Below are 14313 nucleotides of genomic sequence, written 5' to 3' on the forward strand. Positions count from 1 at the left end.
AGGTCGTCGACATCCCCGAGACGGTCGACATCCCGCCGCCCCCGCAGGAGCTTCCGAAACCCCAGGTGCCGGTGGAGGCCGCGCCCGACGCGGAGGTGGAGGAGGACGTCGAGATCGCGGACACGCTGCCCCAGAGTTTCGACGAGTACGTGCCACCGCCCCCCGGTGGAGGTGGGGGAGCGGGCAACGACTTCGTGGCCTTCGACACCAAGCCCGAGATCGTGAACTTCGTGAACCCCGAGTACTCGGAGTTCGCGCGGGAGGCCGGACTGGAGGGTCTGGTGATGGTCGACGTGCTCGTCGGCACCAACGGTCGGGTGAAGGCCACGCGGATCTCCAAGAGCGTGCACCCCGTGCTCGACCAGGCGGCGATCCAGGCCGCGCAGCGCGCGACCTTCACGCCGGGCAAGCAGCGTGACATCCCGGTCGAGGTCTGGGTCACGTTGCCGTACAATTTCACGCTGTTCTAGACCGATCGGCCGGAGATCCGAATCCCTGGCTCACGCCGGCTCCCGCTCGGAGCCGGCGTGTGCGTTTCGGGCGGTGTCGGCGTCCGATCGCCGTCATCCGTCGAACCCTGTAACCCGAGCGCGTGTCCCGCGTAGAGCACAACAGTGTCCGGGCACCGAACCGGCCCGGCGGTCCCGGTGAGTCCGGGTGACCGAATCCCAAGGGGAGGCTTTCATGCAGTCCGTTCGCAACCGAGGCTCGTGGCTCGGAATCGTCCTCACGTTGGCCGTGGTGGCCACCGCGCTCCTGCCCGGCGTCGCGGCCGCGCAGCTCGAGGACAAGCTCGATGCGCTCGAGGACGCCCTGGAAGCCGTCTACGACGGTAAGCCGGCGACTCTCGAGGAGTGCATCCGCGCAGCGGAAGTCGGCTCGGTCGTGCTGGGTGGCTTCGAGGAGGACGTCCTCACCGCGAAGACCGACAAGCTGGCCGCGCTCATGCAGTGGCTCCCCGACCTCGGCGTGAGCGCGTCGTACCAGGAGAGCGAGCGGACGGAACTCGACCAGGTGGTCACGCGACCGGAGCTGGTGCCCTTTCCCTTCGTCGACGCGCAGGGCAACCCCCTGATCGTGACCGTCGGCGGGGACACGCTCAGTACGATCACCCAGGTGCGCACCGACCAGGTCCGCGACGCCACGATCGATCAGACCTTCGAGAGCCAGTCGATCTCGTCGAACTGGACCGTCTTCAACGGCTTCGACCGGATCGCCGAGCGCTCGCAGGCCAGTGCCAACTACGAAGCCAGCGTGGCGACTCTCGACTACCAGCGCGACGTCCTGCGCGAAGACGTCACGAACGCCTTCTACGACTACATCCGTGCCCAGCAGAGGGTGCAGGTCGCCATCGACGCCCAGGAGCTGGCCTTGCGGGAGCTCGAGCGGACCGAGACCTACTTCGAACTCGGCATCTCGACGCGGAGCGACGTACTGCAGGCGAAGGTCCGCCACCAGCAGACCAAGCTCGACGTGGTGCGCGAGCGGAACGGGGAGCGCAATGCCTTCCTGGTCCTGGCCCACGCAATGAACATCCCCGGCGCGCGCACCTTCGAGGTCGAGAGCGATCTCCCGGCCGTCTCCCGGATCGAGGTCCCGCCCGTGGACACCCTGCTCGCGACCGCCCGGCAGCAGCGGCTGGACCTGGCCGCAGCCGAGTACCGCCTCGAGGCCAGCCGGGCCGGCGTGACACGGGCCCGGGCGGGATACTGGCCCTCGGTGCAGATCTTCGCCCAGTACTCGCGCAGCGAGTCGGAGACGCCGTTCCGTTTCGGTGCGCAGGAGAACACGCAGTTCTCCTACGGCATCCAGGGTCAGTGGCAGATCTTCGACCGTTGGCGAACGCAGCAACGAACGCGCAATGCGGTGGCGCAGCGGCGGCGGTCCGAGTACCAGGTCCGGCAGCAGCAGTTGAACGTGGAGCTCGAGGTCGTGAACCTCTGGAACAACCTGACCGAGGCGATCGAAACGCACGAGGTGTCGTCGGTCGCGGTGGAGCAGTCCACGGAGGACCTGCGGCTGGCCAACGAGCGCTTCGAGGTGGGAGCGGGGACCCAGTTGGACGTGATCACCGCGCAGGTGAACCTGGCCCAGGCCCGCCGCGATCGGGTGGACGCGCAGGTCAACGCGATCAAGTTCCGCCGGCAGCTCGACCGGGCCACGGGAGCGTCGGCCGTGGCGGCGCGCCAGGAGTAGGACACGTGCTGATCGACTGCGACAGTCTCGGGAAGACCTACCACATGGGCGACACCGCGGTGCACGCCGTGCGCGGTGTCGACCTGCGGATCGACACGGGCAGCTACGTGGCGATCATGGGTCCTTCGGGGTCGGGCAAGTCGACGCTCATGAACCTGATCGGGTGCCTGGACACGCCGTCGGCCGGGACCTATCGCCTCGTCGGCCGGGACGTCGGCACGCTCGACGACGACGAACTCGCCGGCATCCGCAATGCGGAGATCGGATTCGTCTTCCAGGGCTTCCACCTGCTACCGCGTGCCACCGCCCAGCAGAACGTGGAACTGCCCCTGATCTACGCGGGGGCGGCGGACCGGGAGCGGACCGCGCGGGCCGAGCGCGCACTGGTCTCGGTGGGCCTCGCCGACCGCGCCGGGCACCGGCCGAACCAGCTGTCGGGAGGCCAGCGTCAGCGCGTGGCGATCGCGCGTGCGCTGGTGAACGAACCCTCGCTGCTGCTGGCCGACGAGCCCACGGGCAATCTGGACTCGCGGACCGGGGCCGAGATCCTCGACCTGCTCGACGACTTGCACGGCCGCGGCCTGAGCATCATCATGGTGACGCACGAGTCGGACGTGGCCGCCCGTGCCCAGCGTGTCGTGCGCCTGCACGACGGACGCATCGCCTACGACGGTCCCCCCGGCGGGTGAAGCCTTGGACACCATGATCGGTCGTGCGATCCCGCCGAGTCCTCCTCGTACCGCCGGGGTGGTGGCGGTCGCGCTCGTGCTCCTGCTGGGCGGGTGTTCAGGTGCGCCGGGTCCGGTGCCGGGGATGGACGACGACCCCTGGTTCGAGGCCGACGTCCTGGCCGGGCTCGACGAAGAGGGGCGACCACGGGCGACGGTGACCGTCTCCATTCCGTATCGACGCATGGTCTTCTTCCGTGAGGACCAGGGATACGTCTCGCACTACCGTTTGCGAGCGATCCAGCGGGTCGCCGGCGAGGCCGTGCAGTTGCGCGAGTGGGGTGGCACCGCCTACGCGGAGGACTTCGACGAGACCCGGAAGTCGAAGGTCTTGCGCCGGACGGTCGGCATGGCACTGCGCCGGGTCGAGGGCGCGGCACCGGGTGCGCAGGTGATCGAGGTCCAGGTCGCGATCGACGGCACACGTCGTCGCGCCCGGCGCACGATCGGGCTCGAGACCGCGGGTTTCCGCAGCGGGGGGCTGACACTGGGGCATCCCACCCTCTACCGGCAACAGGATGCCCTCGAGGAGATCCCCACGGCCTTCGAGGTCATGGGCCACGCCATGCCCGACCCCGCGGTCTTCGACCGTCACGAGCGCGGCCCCTTCGACCTGGCCACGGGCCCGCCGTGGATGCTGCTGCGGATCTTCGACCTGCGCCGTGACGTTCCCGATTCCACCTACCTCGTGACGGTTCGGGTGGTGAACGAGGACACCGCCACCTCGCGCTGGCGGCAGACCTTCGAGATCCCCCGGGCGGGCAGCGAGACCGGAGCACTGGTGCGCGTTCCGGGATCGGGACTGGCCTTCGGGGGCAACCGGGTCCGCGTGTCCCTGCCGGGAACGGACGGCGTCGAGGTCGAGATCGAGAACCGCGGACTCGATCTGACCGACGGTCGCAGCTGGGAGGCCAACCTCGAGCGTATCGAGATCATCGCCGCCCGTGACGAACTCGAGCGTCTGCGCGACGCGTCGGTGGGCGGGCGCGTCGCACGCTGGCGCGCGTTCTGGCAGCGTCGCGATCCCGTTCCTTCGACCGAGCGCAACGAAGCCCTCGAGGAGCACCACCGTCGGGTCGCCTACGCGCGGGCCAACCTGCGCGACGGATTCCGCGACGGCGCTCTCAGCGACCGGGGACGGATCTGGCTGTTGCACGGCCCCCCCCAGACCATCGAGAGCTCGGCTCCGGGGTTCGATTCGAACGAGCGCTTCGAGGTGTGGCGCTACCGTGAACTCGGTCTCCTGTATTACTTCCGCGACACCGACGGCTTCGGGACCTACCGGCTCGTGTGGCGCGAGGCGATCTGAGGGGCGATCCGGCATGATCGATTCCGATCTCCGCGAAGATCTGGTGTCGGCGGCGCGCGCAAGCGACGTCGACTGGAAGAACGCCTGGATCGGAGTCGGACCGGGCGGCGGGATCGTTGCCCATCCGGACACCGCTGCCCGGGCCGTAGGTGTTCCTGCCCTCGAACCACACGGTCCGTTGCGTCTGACGAGTGTCCTCGAGCCCGTGCGCGGTGAGCCGGCACACCGCGCCGAGACGATCAGCGAGGTGCGGGGCGGCGAGCACCTGCTCGGCCTGCTACGCCGTGGCGACTGGTGGTTGGTCGCCGGAGAGGACGACTACATCGGCTGGGTGCACCGCTGGGTGCTCGAGGAGGACACCGAGGCGGAGCGCGCGGCGATCGAGGGGCGCTGGATCGGTCGCTACGCCGAGCCCCTCGGGACACTGTGGATCTCGGACACCTTCGCTGCGGTCCCGCTGGTCCTGGGCACGCCGCTCCTGCGGGTCGACGCCGACACGGCCACGCGCGGCGACTGGCGCCTGGTCTCGACCGTGCACGGTCACGAGGGCTGGATCCCGGCCCGGAGTGTCGAGACGGCGGTGCGCGCCGATCCCCGCGGTGTCCTGCGTCATGCCCGCATGCTCACCGGGACTCCCTACCGCTGGGGCGGACGCAGTCCCCTGGGCTTCGACTGCAGCGGTTTCGTGCAGATGCTGTTCGCCCTGGCCGGAGTCGCCCTGCCGCGGGACGCCTCCCAGCAGCAGCACACGGGCCGGCCGGTCGATCCCGAGCCCACGGCCTGGAGTGCGGGAGATCTGCTGTTCTTCGGGGATCCGGCCGACCACCTGGGGATCCACGACGGCCGCGGTGGCATGATCCACTGCCGGGGATCGGTGCGTCGCGACCCACTGCGCGAGATCGCCCCGCTGATGGAGCGGTTGTCCGCAGTTCGGCGTCCGGACCTCGGCGGAACCGGTCCGCGCCCGACGCTGTGGCGGAGGACGCCGACGGATCGCCGTCCTTCGTAGTGGCTCGGAAGGCCCGACACCGTCGTGCCCGTGTCCGGTCGCCGACCGAACCCGGGAGCGGGAACGTTGCTTGCGGTGACCGGGAGCCAAAGGCTCTCCCCGGCGCCCGGATCGTGAATTCTGGTGTACTTCTTCTACTACTACCCCGTCGGTGTCGACGTCCCGCGGGCGCGTCCGGCGTGGATCACCTGGGCGTTGATGACGACCATGGTCGTGGTGCACGTCCTGGCGCATCCGCTGCGTGACCTGACCGACGTCTCGTGGTGGAGCTACGCCTACCGGCCCGCCGAGATGGACCTGCTGACGCCGGCCACGGCGATCTTCCTGCACGGTGGCTGGATCCACCTCCTCGGCAATGCGCTCTACCTGTGGGTGTTCGGTCCGGCGCTCGAGCGGGTGCTCGGGCGTCTGGGCTTCCTGCTACTCTTCGTCGGAACGGGCTATCTGGCGAGCCTGTCGCACGGTGCGGTCGTGATGAACCTGGCGCCGCAGGCGGCCTGGGGAGCCCTCGTCGGGGCCAGTGGTGCGATCAGCGGCCTGCTCGGTCTGTTCCTGCTGCGGTTCCCGTGGGGACGCGTGAGGATCGCGTGGTGGGCCTTCATGCCGCTGCAGGCCGTCAACCGGGCCGGTGTGGCGACGCTGCCGTCGGTGGTCGCGGTCCTGCTCTGGGTCCTGCTGCAGGTGGTCATGGCGATGGTCAGTGGTCCCGCCGGGGGAACGAGCTACGGGGCACACCTCGGCGGGCTCGCCACCGGACTGATCATGGGTCTTGCCCTCGGCCTGCCGTGGCGCGCGTCGACCGAGCGATGGTTGGTGAAGGGGCGACGCCATCTGGAGCGCGGCGAGTCGCACGCCGCAGTGGGTTCACTGCTTCGCTACGTCGAGACGATGCCCCACGACGAGGAAGCCCGCCTGGAACTCGCGAGGGCGCTTCGGGTGGCGCGTGACGTGGTGGGGTCGTCGCGAGAGTACCGGACGGTGGTGGACGCCGCCCTGGCCGAGGACCGTCTGCAGGTCGCCTGCGACGCCTACGGGGAAGCCCGGCGCGGGGACCCGGTCTTCCACCTCTCGTTGTACGAGCAGAAGCGGATCGCGCACTTCCTCGAGAAGCTCGGACGTGAACGCGAGGCGGTGACCGCCTACCTCGACCTGCACCGTTTCCACCGCGATCATCCCGAGGCGGTGCACGGACTGGTGCGTGCGGCGACGATCCTGGTCACGCGTCTGCACCGGACCGACGAAGGTCTCGAACTCTTCGAGCAGGCGCGTCGGGACTTCCCCGATCATCCGTTGCAGGCCTGGCTGGAGCAGGAGCGCCGCCAGCTCCGCCGGCGGAGCGCAGCCGCCTGAAACTCGGTCAGCGCTTGATGAGCTCCTGGTGCAGACTGGCCAGCCAGCCGCGCCCCTCGGCGTCGGGTACCAGGAACGCACGGTGGCGCTGGCCGCCGAAGCTCGAGAGCGGGGGGCCCATGCGCTGCGCGACGTGGTCGATCGCCACCTGCACCCGCCGGCTCGCCACACCCCGGCCCACCAGGGTGACCCGTCGCTGTCGACGCTCGATCGAGAAGCGCAGGCCCGGCTCCTCGCGCAGGAAGTCCGACAACTGTTCGTGCAGCGTCGGTCCCTCGAGGTCGGGGAGGGTCAGCGTGAGGCACAGGCCGGTGCGCGAGTCGGTGGATTGCACGCAGCCGTCGATGCACAGGTCGGTGCGGTCGAGCAGGTGGAGCAGACGGGCGATGGTCCCCGTGTCCTGTGGCAAGGAGTCGACCGAGAGCACCGCCACGGGATGGCTGAGCACGATCATCCACACCGGTAGGTGGTTCACGGCGGACTCGTCGCCGATGAAGGTGCTGTCGGACGTGCTGGTGATCCCGCGCACCTCGAGGGGCAGGCGATACGCACGGGCCTGCTCGAGCGACTGCGGGTGCAACAGTGCTGCTCCGGCCTCGGCCAGATCGATCATGGCGTCGTAGTCGAGCCGTTCGAGACGGTAGCTGAGCGACAGCATGCGTGGGTCGGCCGAGTGCACACCCTCGACGTGCCGGAAGAAGACCACGCGGTCGGCATGGTGGGCGTGACCCAGTGCGACGGCGGTGATGTCACTGCCGCCGCGTCCGAGCGTCGTGATCCGCCCGTCGCGTGTCTGTCCCTGGAAGCCGGCGACCACCGGGATCTCGCCCGCGGCCAGACTGGCCGCGACGGGTGAGGGATTCACGTCGAGGATCCGGGCGCGGCCGAAACAGGCGTCGGTGATCAGGCCGGCTTCGCCGCCACTGAACGACCGACCGGCGAGACCCCGCTGCTGCAGTGCCAGCGCCATGAGTGCCGCCACCTGCGACTCGCCGGTGGCAAGGAGCCGGTCGAGCTCCTCGCCGGGGGCCTCGGGATGGAGGCGCCGGGCCAGGGCCAGTAGCTGGTCGGTCGCCCCACCCATGGCCGACACCACCACGATCACCTTGAGACCGGCGCGCGTGACCTCGGAGACACGGGCCGCGGCGGTCTCGATCTGATCACCACCGGCGAGAGATGAACCACCGAACTTCAGGACGCGTACCCGCAACCGCCTCGACCTCCCCGCCGCAGAACCCCGGATCACTCGGGACCGGAATCGACGCCGGTCGATCCACCGACGCGGGCAAACAGTAGTCCAAACCCTGCCGCCTTGGCCAATTCCCGGTTGATGCGGTGGCCGAGCTCTGCTATGCTGCCGCCGCCGTGGCAACGTAGGTGCTTTGAGATCAACAGCTTAGGCAATCCATCCACATCCGGGGCCGCGGTGTGGGCCCGTCCTCCCTCGACGTGGCATGCGCATGCACGAGCTGCCCCCGGACGAGCGTCCGCGGGAACGTTGCCATCGGCTCGGCGCCGGTTCCCTGTCCGCGGTGGAGCTGGTCGCCCTGGTTCTCGGAGGGGGGAGCGGCCGTGGCAGCACCCTTGCCCTGGCTCGGGGAGTCCTCCAGCGATTCGGAACGCTGCAGCGTCTGGCCCGGTGCGGACCGGCCGTCCTCGAGTCGCTCGACGGCATCGGGGCGGCTCGCTCGGCGGCCCTCGCGGCGGCCTTCGAACTCGGCCGGCGCTCGGTGCGGCCCGAAGTGTCGGACGTGCGGACCATCGAAGGCCCGGAGGAGGCCCTGGCCCTGCTGGGACCGCTGCTGGAGGGGCTCGAACAGGAAGCCGTGGTGGTGTTGTGTCTGGGGGCCCGGCACCAGGCGCTACGCGCGACCACGGTGGCCCTGGGCCAGATCAACTCGGCGGGCGTGCACCCGCGCGAGGTCTTCCGCGACGCGATCGCCGTCGGGGCGGTGGCGCTGATCCTGGCGCACAACCACCCGTCCGGCGATCCGGAGCCGAGTGACGACGACGTCCGTCTCACCCGGCGGCTGCAGCGCTGCGGAGAGACACTGGGAATCGAGGTCCTCGATCACCTCGTGGTCGGGGCCGGACGGTGGGTGAGTCTGCGGGAACGCCACCTTCTCTGAGGGGTAGGAGTTCCCGGGCGACAGGAGGGGCCCCGGACACGGGCCCGCGTGGGGTCAGCGCTCCAGCGAGGGAACGCGAAGCAAATGTCCAAGGAAAACGGACAGCAGGCGGGTCTGTGGAACCGGTTCTCGAACCTGTTCAACAACGACGTCGCGATCGATCTCGGGACGGCCAACACCCTGGTCTACATCAAGGGCAAGGGCATCGTCCTGAACGAGCCCAGCGTGGTGGCGGTCGACAAACACACCCGCAAGGTGCACGCGGTGGGTCACGCCGCGAAGGCCATGCTCGGCAAGACGCCCGACAAGATCGAGGCGATCCGTCCGCTGAAGGACGGTGTGATCGCCGACTTCGACGTGACCGAGCACATGCTGCGCGAGTTCATCCAGATGGCGCAGAGACGGCGGCACTTCATCGCGCCGCGGATCATCATCTGCGTTCCGAGCGGCATCACCGAGGTCGAGAAGCGCGCCGTGCGCGACTCGGCCAAGCACGCCGGCGCGCGCGAGGTCTTCCTGGTCGCCGAACCGATCGCCGCCGCGATCGGGGTGGGGCTACCCGTCGACCAGCCCAGCGGCAACATGATCATCGACATCGGCGGTGGCACGAGCGAGATCGCGGTGATCGCGTTGAACGGCATCGTCTGCGACACCTCGATCCGGGTGGGTGGGGACGAACTCGACGACGCGATCGTCAGCCACCTGAAGAAGAACTACAACCTGCTGATCGGCGACCAGACCGCCGAGATGATCAAGAAGGAGATCGGCAGCGCCTACAAGCTCGACGGCGAGCTCGAGATGGAGGTCAAGGGGCGCGACCTGGTCGCCGGGATCCCCAAGACGCTGCGCATCAGCAGCGAAGAGATTCGTCAGTCCCTGCAGGAGCCGCTGGCGCAGATGGTCGACGCGCTCAAGAGCGCGCTGGAGCAGACGCCTCCCGAGCTGGCGGCCGACATCGTCGACCGCGGGATCGTCATGACCGGTGGCGGTGCATTGCTGCGCAGTCTGCCCGAGCTGTTCCGCGAGGCCACCAACCTGCCGATCAACACGGTCGACGATCCCCTGTTCTGCGTCGTCCTGGGTACGGGCAAGATCCTCGACAACATCACGGCCTACGAGGACGTGATCATGCACTCCGGCAAGGACTGAGATGGCCGAACGTCCGCAGGGCCTGCACCGCGTCGGCGACCGACTCGTGCTGACCGTGTGCATCCTGCTGTCGATCTGGATGATGACCTGGGACGAGTCCGACCGCGTGCGGCGGGGTGCCGCGTGGTTGCACGCCGTGGTCACGCCGATCGAGTGGACGAATCGATTCGTCGAGGACCTGCTCGAGCTCGAGCGTGAGAACGAGCGTCTGCGGGCGCGCGTGGCGGCCCTGGAACTCGACCTGGCGCACCTGGAACGCGGCCGCCTCCGGCTCGAGGAGCTGGAGACGCGGGCCGGCTTCTACGAACGCACGCGGGGCCGCCTGGCTCCGGGCGAGGTGCTCGAGCTGGTGGTGAGCCGCATTCCGGTCCAGGCGAAGATCAAGACCTTCGGGGCCGACAGTCTCGAGGTCTGGATGCCGGTCATCACGGAGAACGGCCTGGCGGGTCGGGTGCGGCAGGTCCTCGACCGCGATCTCGCGCTCGTGCAGCTGCTCACCGAGGAGGACTCGCGGATCAGCGTCCGCGTGGCGCGGACCAACGTGACCGGCCTGCTCCGTCACGACGGGCGTCGTTTCTTCGTCGATCACGTGCCCCAGGGAGATCCGGTACGCGTGGGGGACGCCGTCGTCACCAGTGGTCTGGGCGGGACCGTTCCGGAGGGTCTGGCCGTGGGACGCGTGACCCGCGTGCGCTCGTCGCCCAGCGAACTCTTCCAGGAGATCGAGGTCGAGAGCGCCGTGCGCTTCAGTGCCCTGCGCCGGGTGTACGTGGTCACCCGTTCCGGCCCCTGGTACGCCGGCTTCGAGGGCACGGTCTCGTCCGTGCCCGACAGCCAGCGCGCGGCGCCCCGCGACACCAGTGCGGGGGCACGACGATGACCGGCATGCGTCTGATGGTGGCCGTGGCCATCACCCTGGTCGCACAGCTCGCCTTCGTGCCGAGGATCTCGATCGCCGGGATCACCCCGGACTTCGTGGTGCTGCTGGTGGTGCTCGTCGCTCTGCGGGCGGGCCCGTCGGGCGGTGCCGCGCTCGGATTCCTGGTGGGGCTGTTGCAGGGCATGCTCGCGCCCGAGACGCTCGGTCTCGATGCCCTGGCCAAGACGCTGGTGGGATGGGCGGTCGGGAAACTGTCGTCGTCGTTGGCCATCGAGGGCCCCGCGTTCTACTTCGGCCTGGTGGCGATGTCCGTGCTCGCCCACGACCTCGTCTACCTCGTCGGGCTCACCCAGCTCGACGTCGCCCGGTTCCTGGGACTGTTCGTGACCCACTCGATTCCCGCCGCCGTGTACACCGGTCTCGTGTCGCTCCTGATCGGGATGATCGCGAGGGCGGTCACCGGAGGAGTGCTGAACCGGACGGCGGAGGTGCGCCGTGGATGAGCGCTCGCGTCAGTGGCGGGCACGTGCCCTGATGATGGCCGCGGCCGTGGGCTTCGGTGTCCTGGCCATCACCCTGTTCACCATGCAGGTCGTCCTGCACCAGGACTACGCCCAGCTCGCGCGCGAGAACCGGCAGTACAGTCGACGGGTCCTCGCCCCGCGCGGACTGATCAGCGACCGCTCCGGCGTCACCCTCGCGCACAACGTCTACCAGGCGCGGATCACCTACCCGCGGAACCGGGTTCGTGAGGACGACCCGGTGCTGGCGCGTCTGGTCGGTCTGCTGGAGCTCGACCGCGACGCTCTCCTCGAATGGGTCGATCGGGCGCCGCCGGGAGATCGGATCACACTGGTGCGCCGCGCGACGCCTCGACAGATCGCGGTGGTCGAGGAACACCGCGTCGAGTTGCCGCAGGTGCAACTGCGGGTCGAACCGAGGCGGCACTACCGGAAGCACCCGCTCGCGAACCATCCGCTCGCGCCACACCTCGTGGGCTACGTCGGGGAGGTCCGACGCGACGAAACGGGTCGCAACAGTCCCTATTCCGCCGGAGACATGATCGGGCGCACCGGCATCGAGGCCTTCGCGGAACCCCTGCTCCGTGGCGAGCACGGCCGGAAGGTGGTCGAGGTGAATGCCTCCGGGCACGTCGTCGGCGAGCTCCCCGGAGTCCACGTTCCGGTGGTTCCCGGCGGCCACGTGTACCTGACGATCCACCACGCGTTGCAGAGTCGACTGGAGGAGCTGCTGCAGGACCGGGTCGGCGCCGGCGCCGTGGTCGAGATCGCCACGGGTGACGTGCTGGCGGCGGCCAGTGCGCCTTCGATCGACCTCAACGAGTTCACCGGAGGGATCAGCCACGAACGCGCGGCACAGCTGCGGTCGGATCCACGCAAGCCCGAGTTCAACCGGGTCTTCCGCGGAGTGTACCCGCCGGGCAGTCCCTTCAAGCTGATCACCGCGGCTGCCGCGCTCGAGCGCGGTCTGGTCGACCCCGAGGAGACCTTCGATCCCTGCTACGGCCGCTACCGTTTCGGCAACCGCTACTTCGGATGTTGGAAGGAGACAGGACACGGAGAACTCGACCTCGAGGGTGCGATCGTGCAGAGCTGCGACACGTACTTCTACCAGCTCGTACAGAGGCTCACCGTGGACCAGCTGGCCGAGACGGCGCGGCGGTTCGGCCTGGGCAACGACACGGGGTTGGAGTCCTTCCACGAACAGACGGGGCTGGTCCCCGACGCCGGTTTCTTCGACGCGCGGCACGGTCCGCGCGGGTGGACCGACGGAGTCAAGCTGAACCTCGCGATCGGGCAGGGGGAATTGCTGGTGACGCCGCTGCAGATGGCCCGGACCTTCGCGGCCATCGGAGGCGACGGGTACCTGTACCGTCCCCACGTGTTGCTGGTCACCGAGAACGCCTACGGCGTGCGCGACGCGCGCCACGTGTATCGCTCCACCCAGCCGGTGTGCTCGCCGCGGGTGCGTCGTTTCCTGCAGGAATCCATGCGCTCGGTCGTCCACGACGACCTGGGGACGGGAGGGCTCGCGCAGGTCGACGGATTCGAGGTCGCGGGCAAGACGGGAACTTCGGAGAACCCCTTCGGCGATCATCACGCGTGGTTCGTCGCCTACGCGCCGGCGCGGAATCCGGAGGTCGCCGTCGCGGTGATCGTGGAGAACTCTGGTCACGGCGGTGAGGTCGCCGCTCCGATCGTCGGAGAGGTCCTGCACGAGTACTTCGAACTCCAGGGCGCGGTGGCGTCCGACGGGGAGGCGCGCTGATGGGTCGTGTCCTTTCGATCCTCGTCCGGGCCGACGCCTTCGCCCTGATCGCCTGGGCGGCCCTGGTGGCGATCGGCCTGGCCGCGGTCTACAGCTGTACCGTCGATTTCCAGAGCTCGGCGGAGATCGTGCCCTCGAACCTGTCGCGGGCCGTGTTCCACACGCAGGTCACCTGGGCCGTGGTGGGAGCGATCGTGGCGCTGCTGTGTCTGCTGATCCCCTACCGGCACTTCGACACCCTGGCCTACGTCGCCTACGGCGTGGCGCTCGTGTTACTGGTCGCGGTGCTCGTCGTCGGTATGGAGTCCGGGGGCGGACGTCGGTGGTTGTCCCTCGGTGGCATGAGCTTCCAGCCCTCGGAGATCGCGAAGGTCGCGTTGATCCTCGCGCTGGGGCGCTTCCTCGCGGGCAGGAGGGATCGCTCGGCCAAGGTACTGGTGGGTGGCGCGGTCGCCTTCGTGCTGCCCCTGTTCCTGCTCGTCGTACGTGAGCCCGATCTGGGAACGGCGCTGGTCTATCCGGCGTTGGCGGTTCCCATGTTGTTCTGGGCCGGAGTTCCGGCTCGGCTCTTGTTGGCGTTGATCTCGCCGGTGCTCAGCGCGGTGATCATGTTCACCGGACAGCACACCCTGGACGATGTCTGGCCCTGGGTGTTGTACGTGATCGCCCTCATGGGCCTGTTGTACTTCGCGCGTCTGTACATCGTGCAGAACCTGCTGCTCATGGGCAGCAACCTGGTCACGGGTCTGGCCATTCCGTTGGTCTGGGAGAAGCTGCATCCCTACCAGCAGGCGCGGATCCTGGCCTTCTTCTCACCCAGCGACGCCGATCGGCTGGGCTACGGGTACCAGACCTTCCAGAGCAAGGTCGCCATCGGATCCGGAGGTCTGGCCGGCAAGGGGTACCTGGAAGGCAGCCAGAAGGGCCTGGCCTTCCTGCCGGAGCGCCACACCGACTTCATCTTCAGCGTGATCGGCGAGGAACTGGGTCTGCTCGGGGCGTTGGTCGTGCTGGCACTCTTCCTGTTGCTGGTCGTGCGCGCACTCCGCGTGGCCGAGATCAGCAAGCGTTCCTTCGGCGGCATGATCGCGGTGGGTGTGGCGAGCTACTTCTGCTTCCAGGCGCTGGTGAACATCGCGATCACGGTGGGTCTGCTCCCGGTCACCGGTCTCCCGTTGCCACTGCTCAGCAAGGGAGGAAGCTCCATGCTCGCGAGTTGCATCATGCTGGGGCTCCTGTTGAACGTCTCGGCGCGATGGTCCGAGGTCTGAGGC

Annotated in this window: 13 protein-coding genes; 12 read left to right on the forward strand and 1 reads right to left on the reverse strand. The window is 68.9% G+C overall.

The window, feature by feature from the left end; translation table 11 throughout:
- The 6 genes from VKA86_13565 to VKA86_13590 all read left to right on the forward strand — a co-directional run.
- A partial coding sequence (locus VKA86_13565) for an energy transducer TonB (protein ID HKK72241.1) occupies positions 1-470 on the forward strand: 470 nt, incomplete at its 5' end.
- Positions 471-684: 214 nt separating this feature from the next.
- Positions 685-2196 carry a TolC family protein gene (locus VKA86_13570; protein HKK72242.1) on the forward strand — a complete coding sequence of 504 codons (1512 nt, stop codon included), beginning with the start codon at positions 685-687 and terminating at the stop codon, positions 2194-2196.
- Between the two features lie 44 nt (positions 2197-2240).
- On the forward strand, positions 2241-2885 hold the full coding sequence (locus tag VKA86_13575) for an ABC transporter ATP-binding protein (protein HKK72243.1): 645 nt from the start codon (positions 2241-2243) through the stop codon (positions 2883-2885).
- 13 nt (positions 2886-2898) lie between these two features.
- Positions 2899-4233: a GWxTD domain-containing protein gene (locus tag VKA86_13580; GenBank protein HKK72244.1), complete on the forward strand. Its 1335-nt coding sequence runs from the start codon at positions 2899-2901 to the stop codon at positions 4231-4233.
- Positions 4234-4246: 13 nt separating this feature from the next.
- Positions 4247-5242, forward strand: coding sequence for a C40 family peptidase (locus VKA86_13585; GenBank protein ID HKK72245.1), 996 nt, complete (start codon positions 4247-4249; stop codon positions 5240-5242).
- Between the two features lie 123 nt (positions 5243-5365).
- Entirely contained in the window at positions 5366-6592 is a 1227-nt protein-coding gene (locus VKA86_13590; protein ID HKK72246.1) for a rhomboid family intramembrane serine protease, read from the forward strand.
- Positions 6593-6599: 7 nt separating this feature from the next.
- Here VKA86_13590 and VKA86_13595 read toward each other — a convergent pair whose 3' ends face one another.
- Positions 6600-7802 carry an aspartate kinase gene (locus VKA86_13595; GenBank protein HKK72247.1) on the reverse strand — a complete coding sequence of 401 codons (1203 nt, stop codon included), beginning with the start codon at positions 7800-7802 and terminating at the stop codon, positions 6600-6602.
- 244 nt (positions 7803-8046) lie between these two features.
- On the opposite strand from VKA86_13595, the gene radC reads away from it, so the two are divergent.
- The 6 genes from radC to rodA all read left to right on the forward strand — a co-directional run bounded on the left by radC (position 8047) and on the right by rodA (position 14310).
- The gene (gene radC / locus VKA86_13600; GenBank protein ID HKK72248.1) at positions 8047-8721 is read left to right on the forward strand and encodes a DNA repair protein RadC; all 675 of its coding nucleotides are present in this window, start codon (positions 8047-8049) and stop codon (positions 8719-8721) included.
- Positions 8722-8805: 84 nt separating this feature from the next.
- A complete protein-coding gene (locus VKA86_13605) occupies positions 8806-9870 on the forward strand; it encodes a rod shape-determining protein (GenBank protein HKK72249.1) in 1065 nt (354 codons plus the stop codon).
- Between the two features lies 1 nt (position 9871).
- Positions 9872-10750, forward strand: a complete 879-nt coding sequence (gene mreC, locus VKA86_13610; GenBank protein ID HKK72250.1) for a rod shape-determining protein MreC — start codon at positions 9872-9874, stop codon at positions 10748-10750.
- The gene (gene mreD, locus VKA86_13615) at positions 10747-11253 is read left to right on the forward strand and encodes a rod shape-determining protein MreD (protein HKK72251.1); all 507 of its coding nucleotides are present in this window, start codon (positions 10747-10749) and stop codon (positions 11251-11253) included. Before mreC ends, mreD begins: the two co-directional genes overlap by 4 nt.
- Complete coding sequence (gene mrdA, locus VKA86_13620) at positions 11246-13039, forward strand: penicillin-binding protein 2 (protein HKK72252.1); 1794 nt, start codon at positions 11246-11248, stop codon at positions 13037-13039. The genes mreD and mrdA overlap by 8 nt, the downstream gene beginning before the upstream one ends.
- Positions 13039-14310, forward strand: a complete 1272-nt coding sequence (rodA, locus tag VKA86_13625) for a rod shape-determining protein RodA (GenBank protein HKK72253.1) — start codon at positions 13039-13041, stop codon at positions 14308-14310. Before mrdA ends, rodA begins: the two co-directional genes overlap by 1 nt.
- Positions 14311-14313 lie beyond the last annotated feature (3 nt).

Source organism: Candidatus Krumholzibacteriia bacterium, assembly GCA_035268685.1.
In the GTDB taxonomy this organism is placed as follows: domain Bacteria; phylum Krumholzibacteriota; class Krumholzibacteriia; order JAJRXK01; family JAJRXK01; genus JAJRXK01.

What these genes read in the sequence shown, in the direction of transcription:
- mreD (HKK72251.1), top strand. Translation starts at nt 10,747, where the DNA reads ATGACCGGCATGCGTCTGATGGTGGCCGTGGCCATCACCCTGGTCGCA.
- radC (HKK72248.1), top strand. Translation starts at nt 8,047, where the DNA reads ATGCGCATGCACGAGCTGCCCCCGGACGAGCGTCCGCGGGAACGTTGC.
- VKA86_13570 (HKK72242.1), top strand. Translation starts at nt 685, where the DNA reads ATGCAGTCCGTTCGCAACCGAGGCTCGTGGCTCGGAATCGTCCTCACG.
- VKA86_13605 (HKK72249.1), top strand. Translation starts at nt 8,806, where the DNA reads ATGTCCAAGGAAAACGGACAGCAGGCGGGTCTGTGGAACCGGTTCTCG.
- VKA86_13585 (HKK72245.1), top strand. Translation starts at nt 4,247, where the DNA reads ATGATCGATTCCGATCTCCGCGAAGATCTGGTGTCGGCGGCGCGCGCA.
- rodA (HKK72253.1), top strand. Translation starts at nt 13,039, where the DNA reads ATGGGTCGTGTCCTTTCGATCCTCGTCCGGGCCGACGCCTTCGCCCTG.
- VKA86_13575 (HKK72243.1), top strand. Translation starts at nt 2,241, where the DNA reads ATGGGCGACACCGCGGTGCACGCCGTGCGCGGTGTCGACCTGCGGATC.
- VKA86_13580 (HKK72244.1), top strand. Translation starts at nt 2,899, where the DNA reads ATGATCGGTCGTGCGATCCCGCCGAGTCCTCCTCGTACCGCCGGGGTG.
- mreC (HKK72250.1), top strand. Translation starts at nt 9,872, where the DNA reads ATGGCCGAACGTCCGCAGGGCCTGCACCGCGTCGGCGACCGACTCGTG.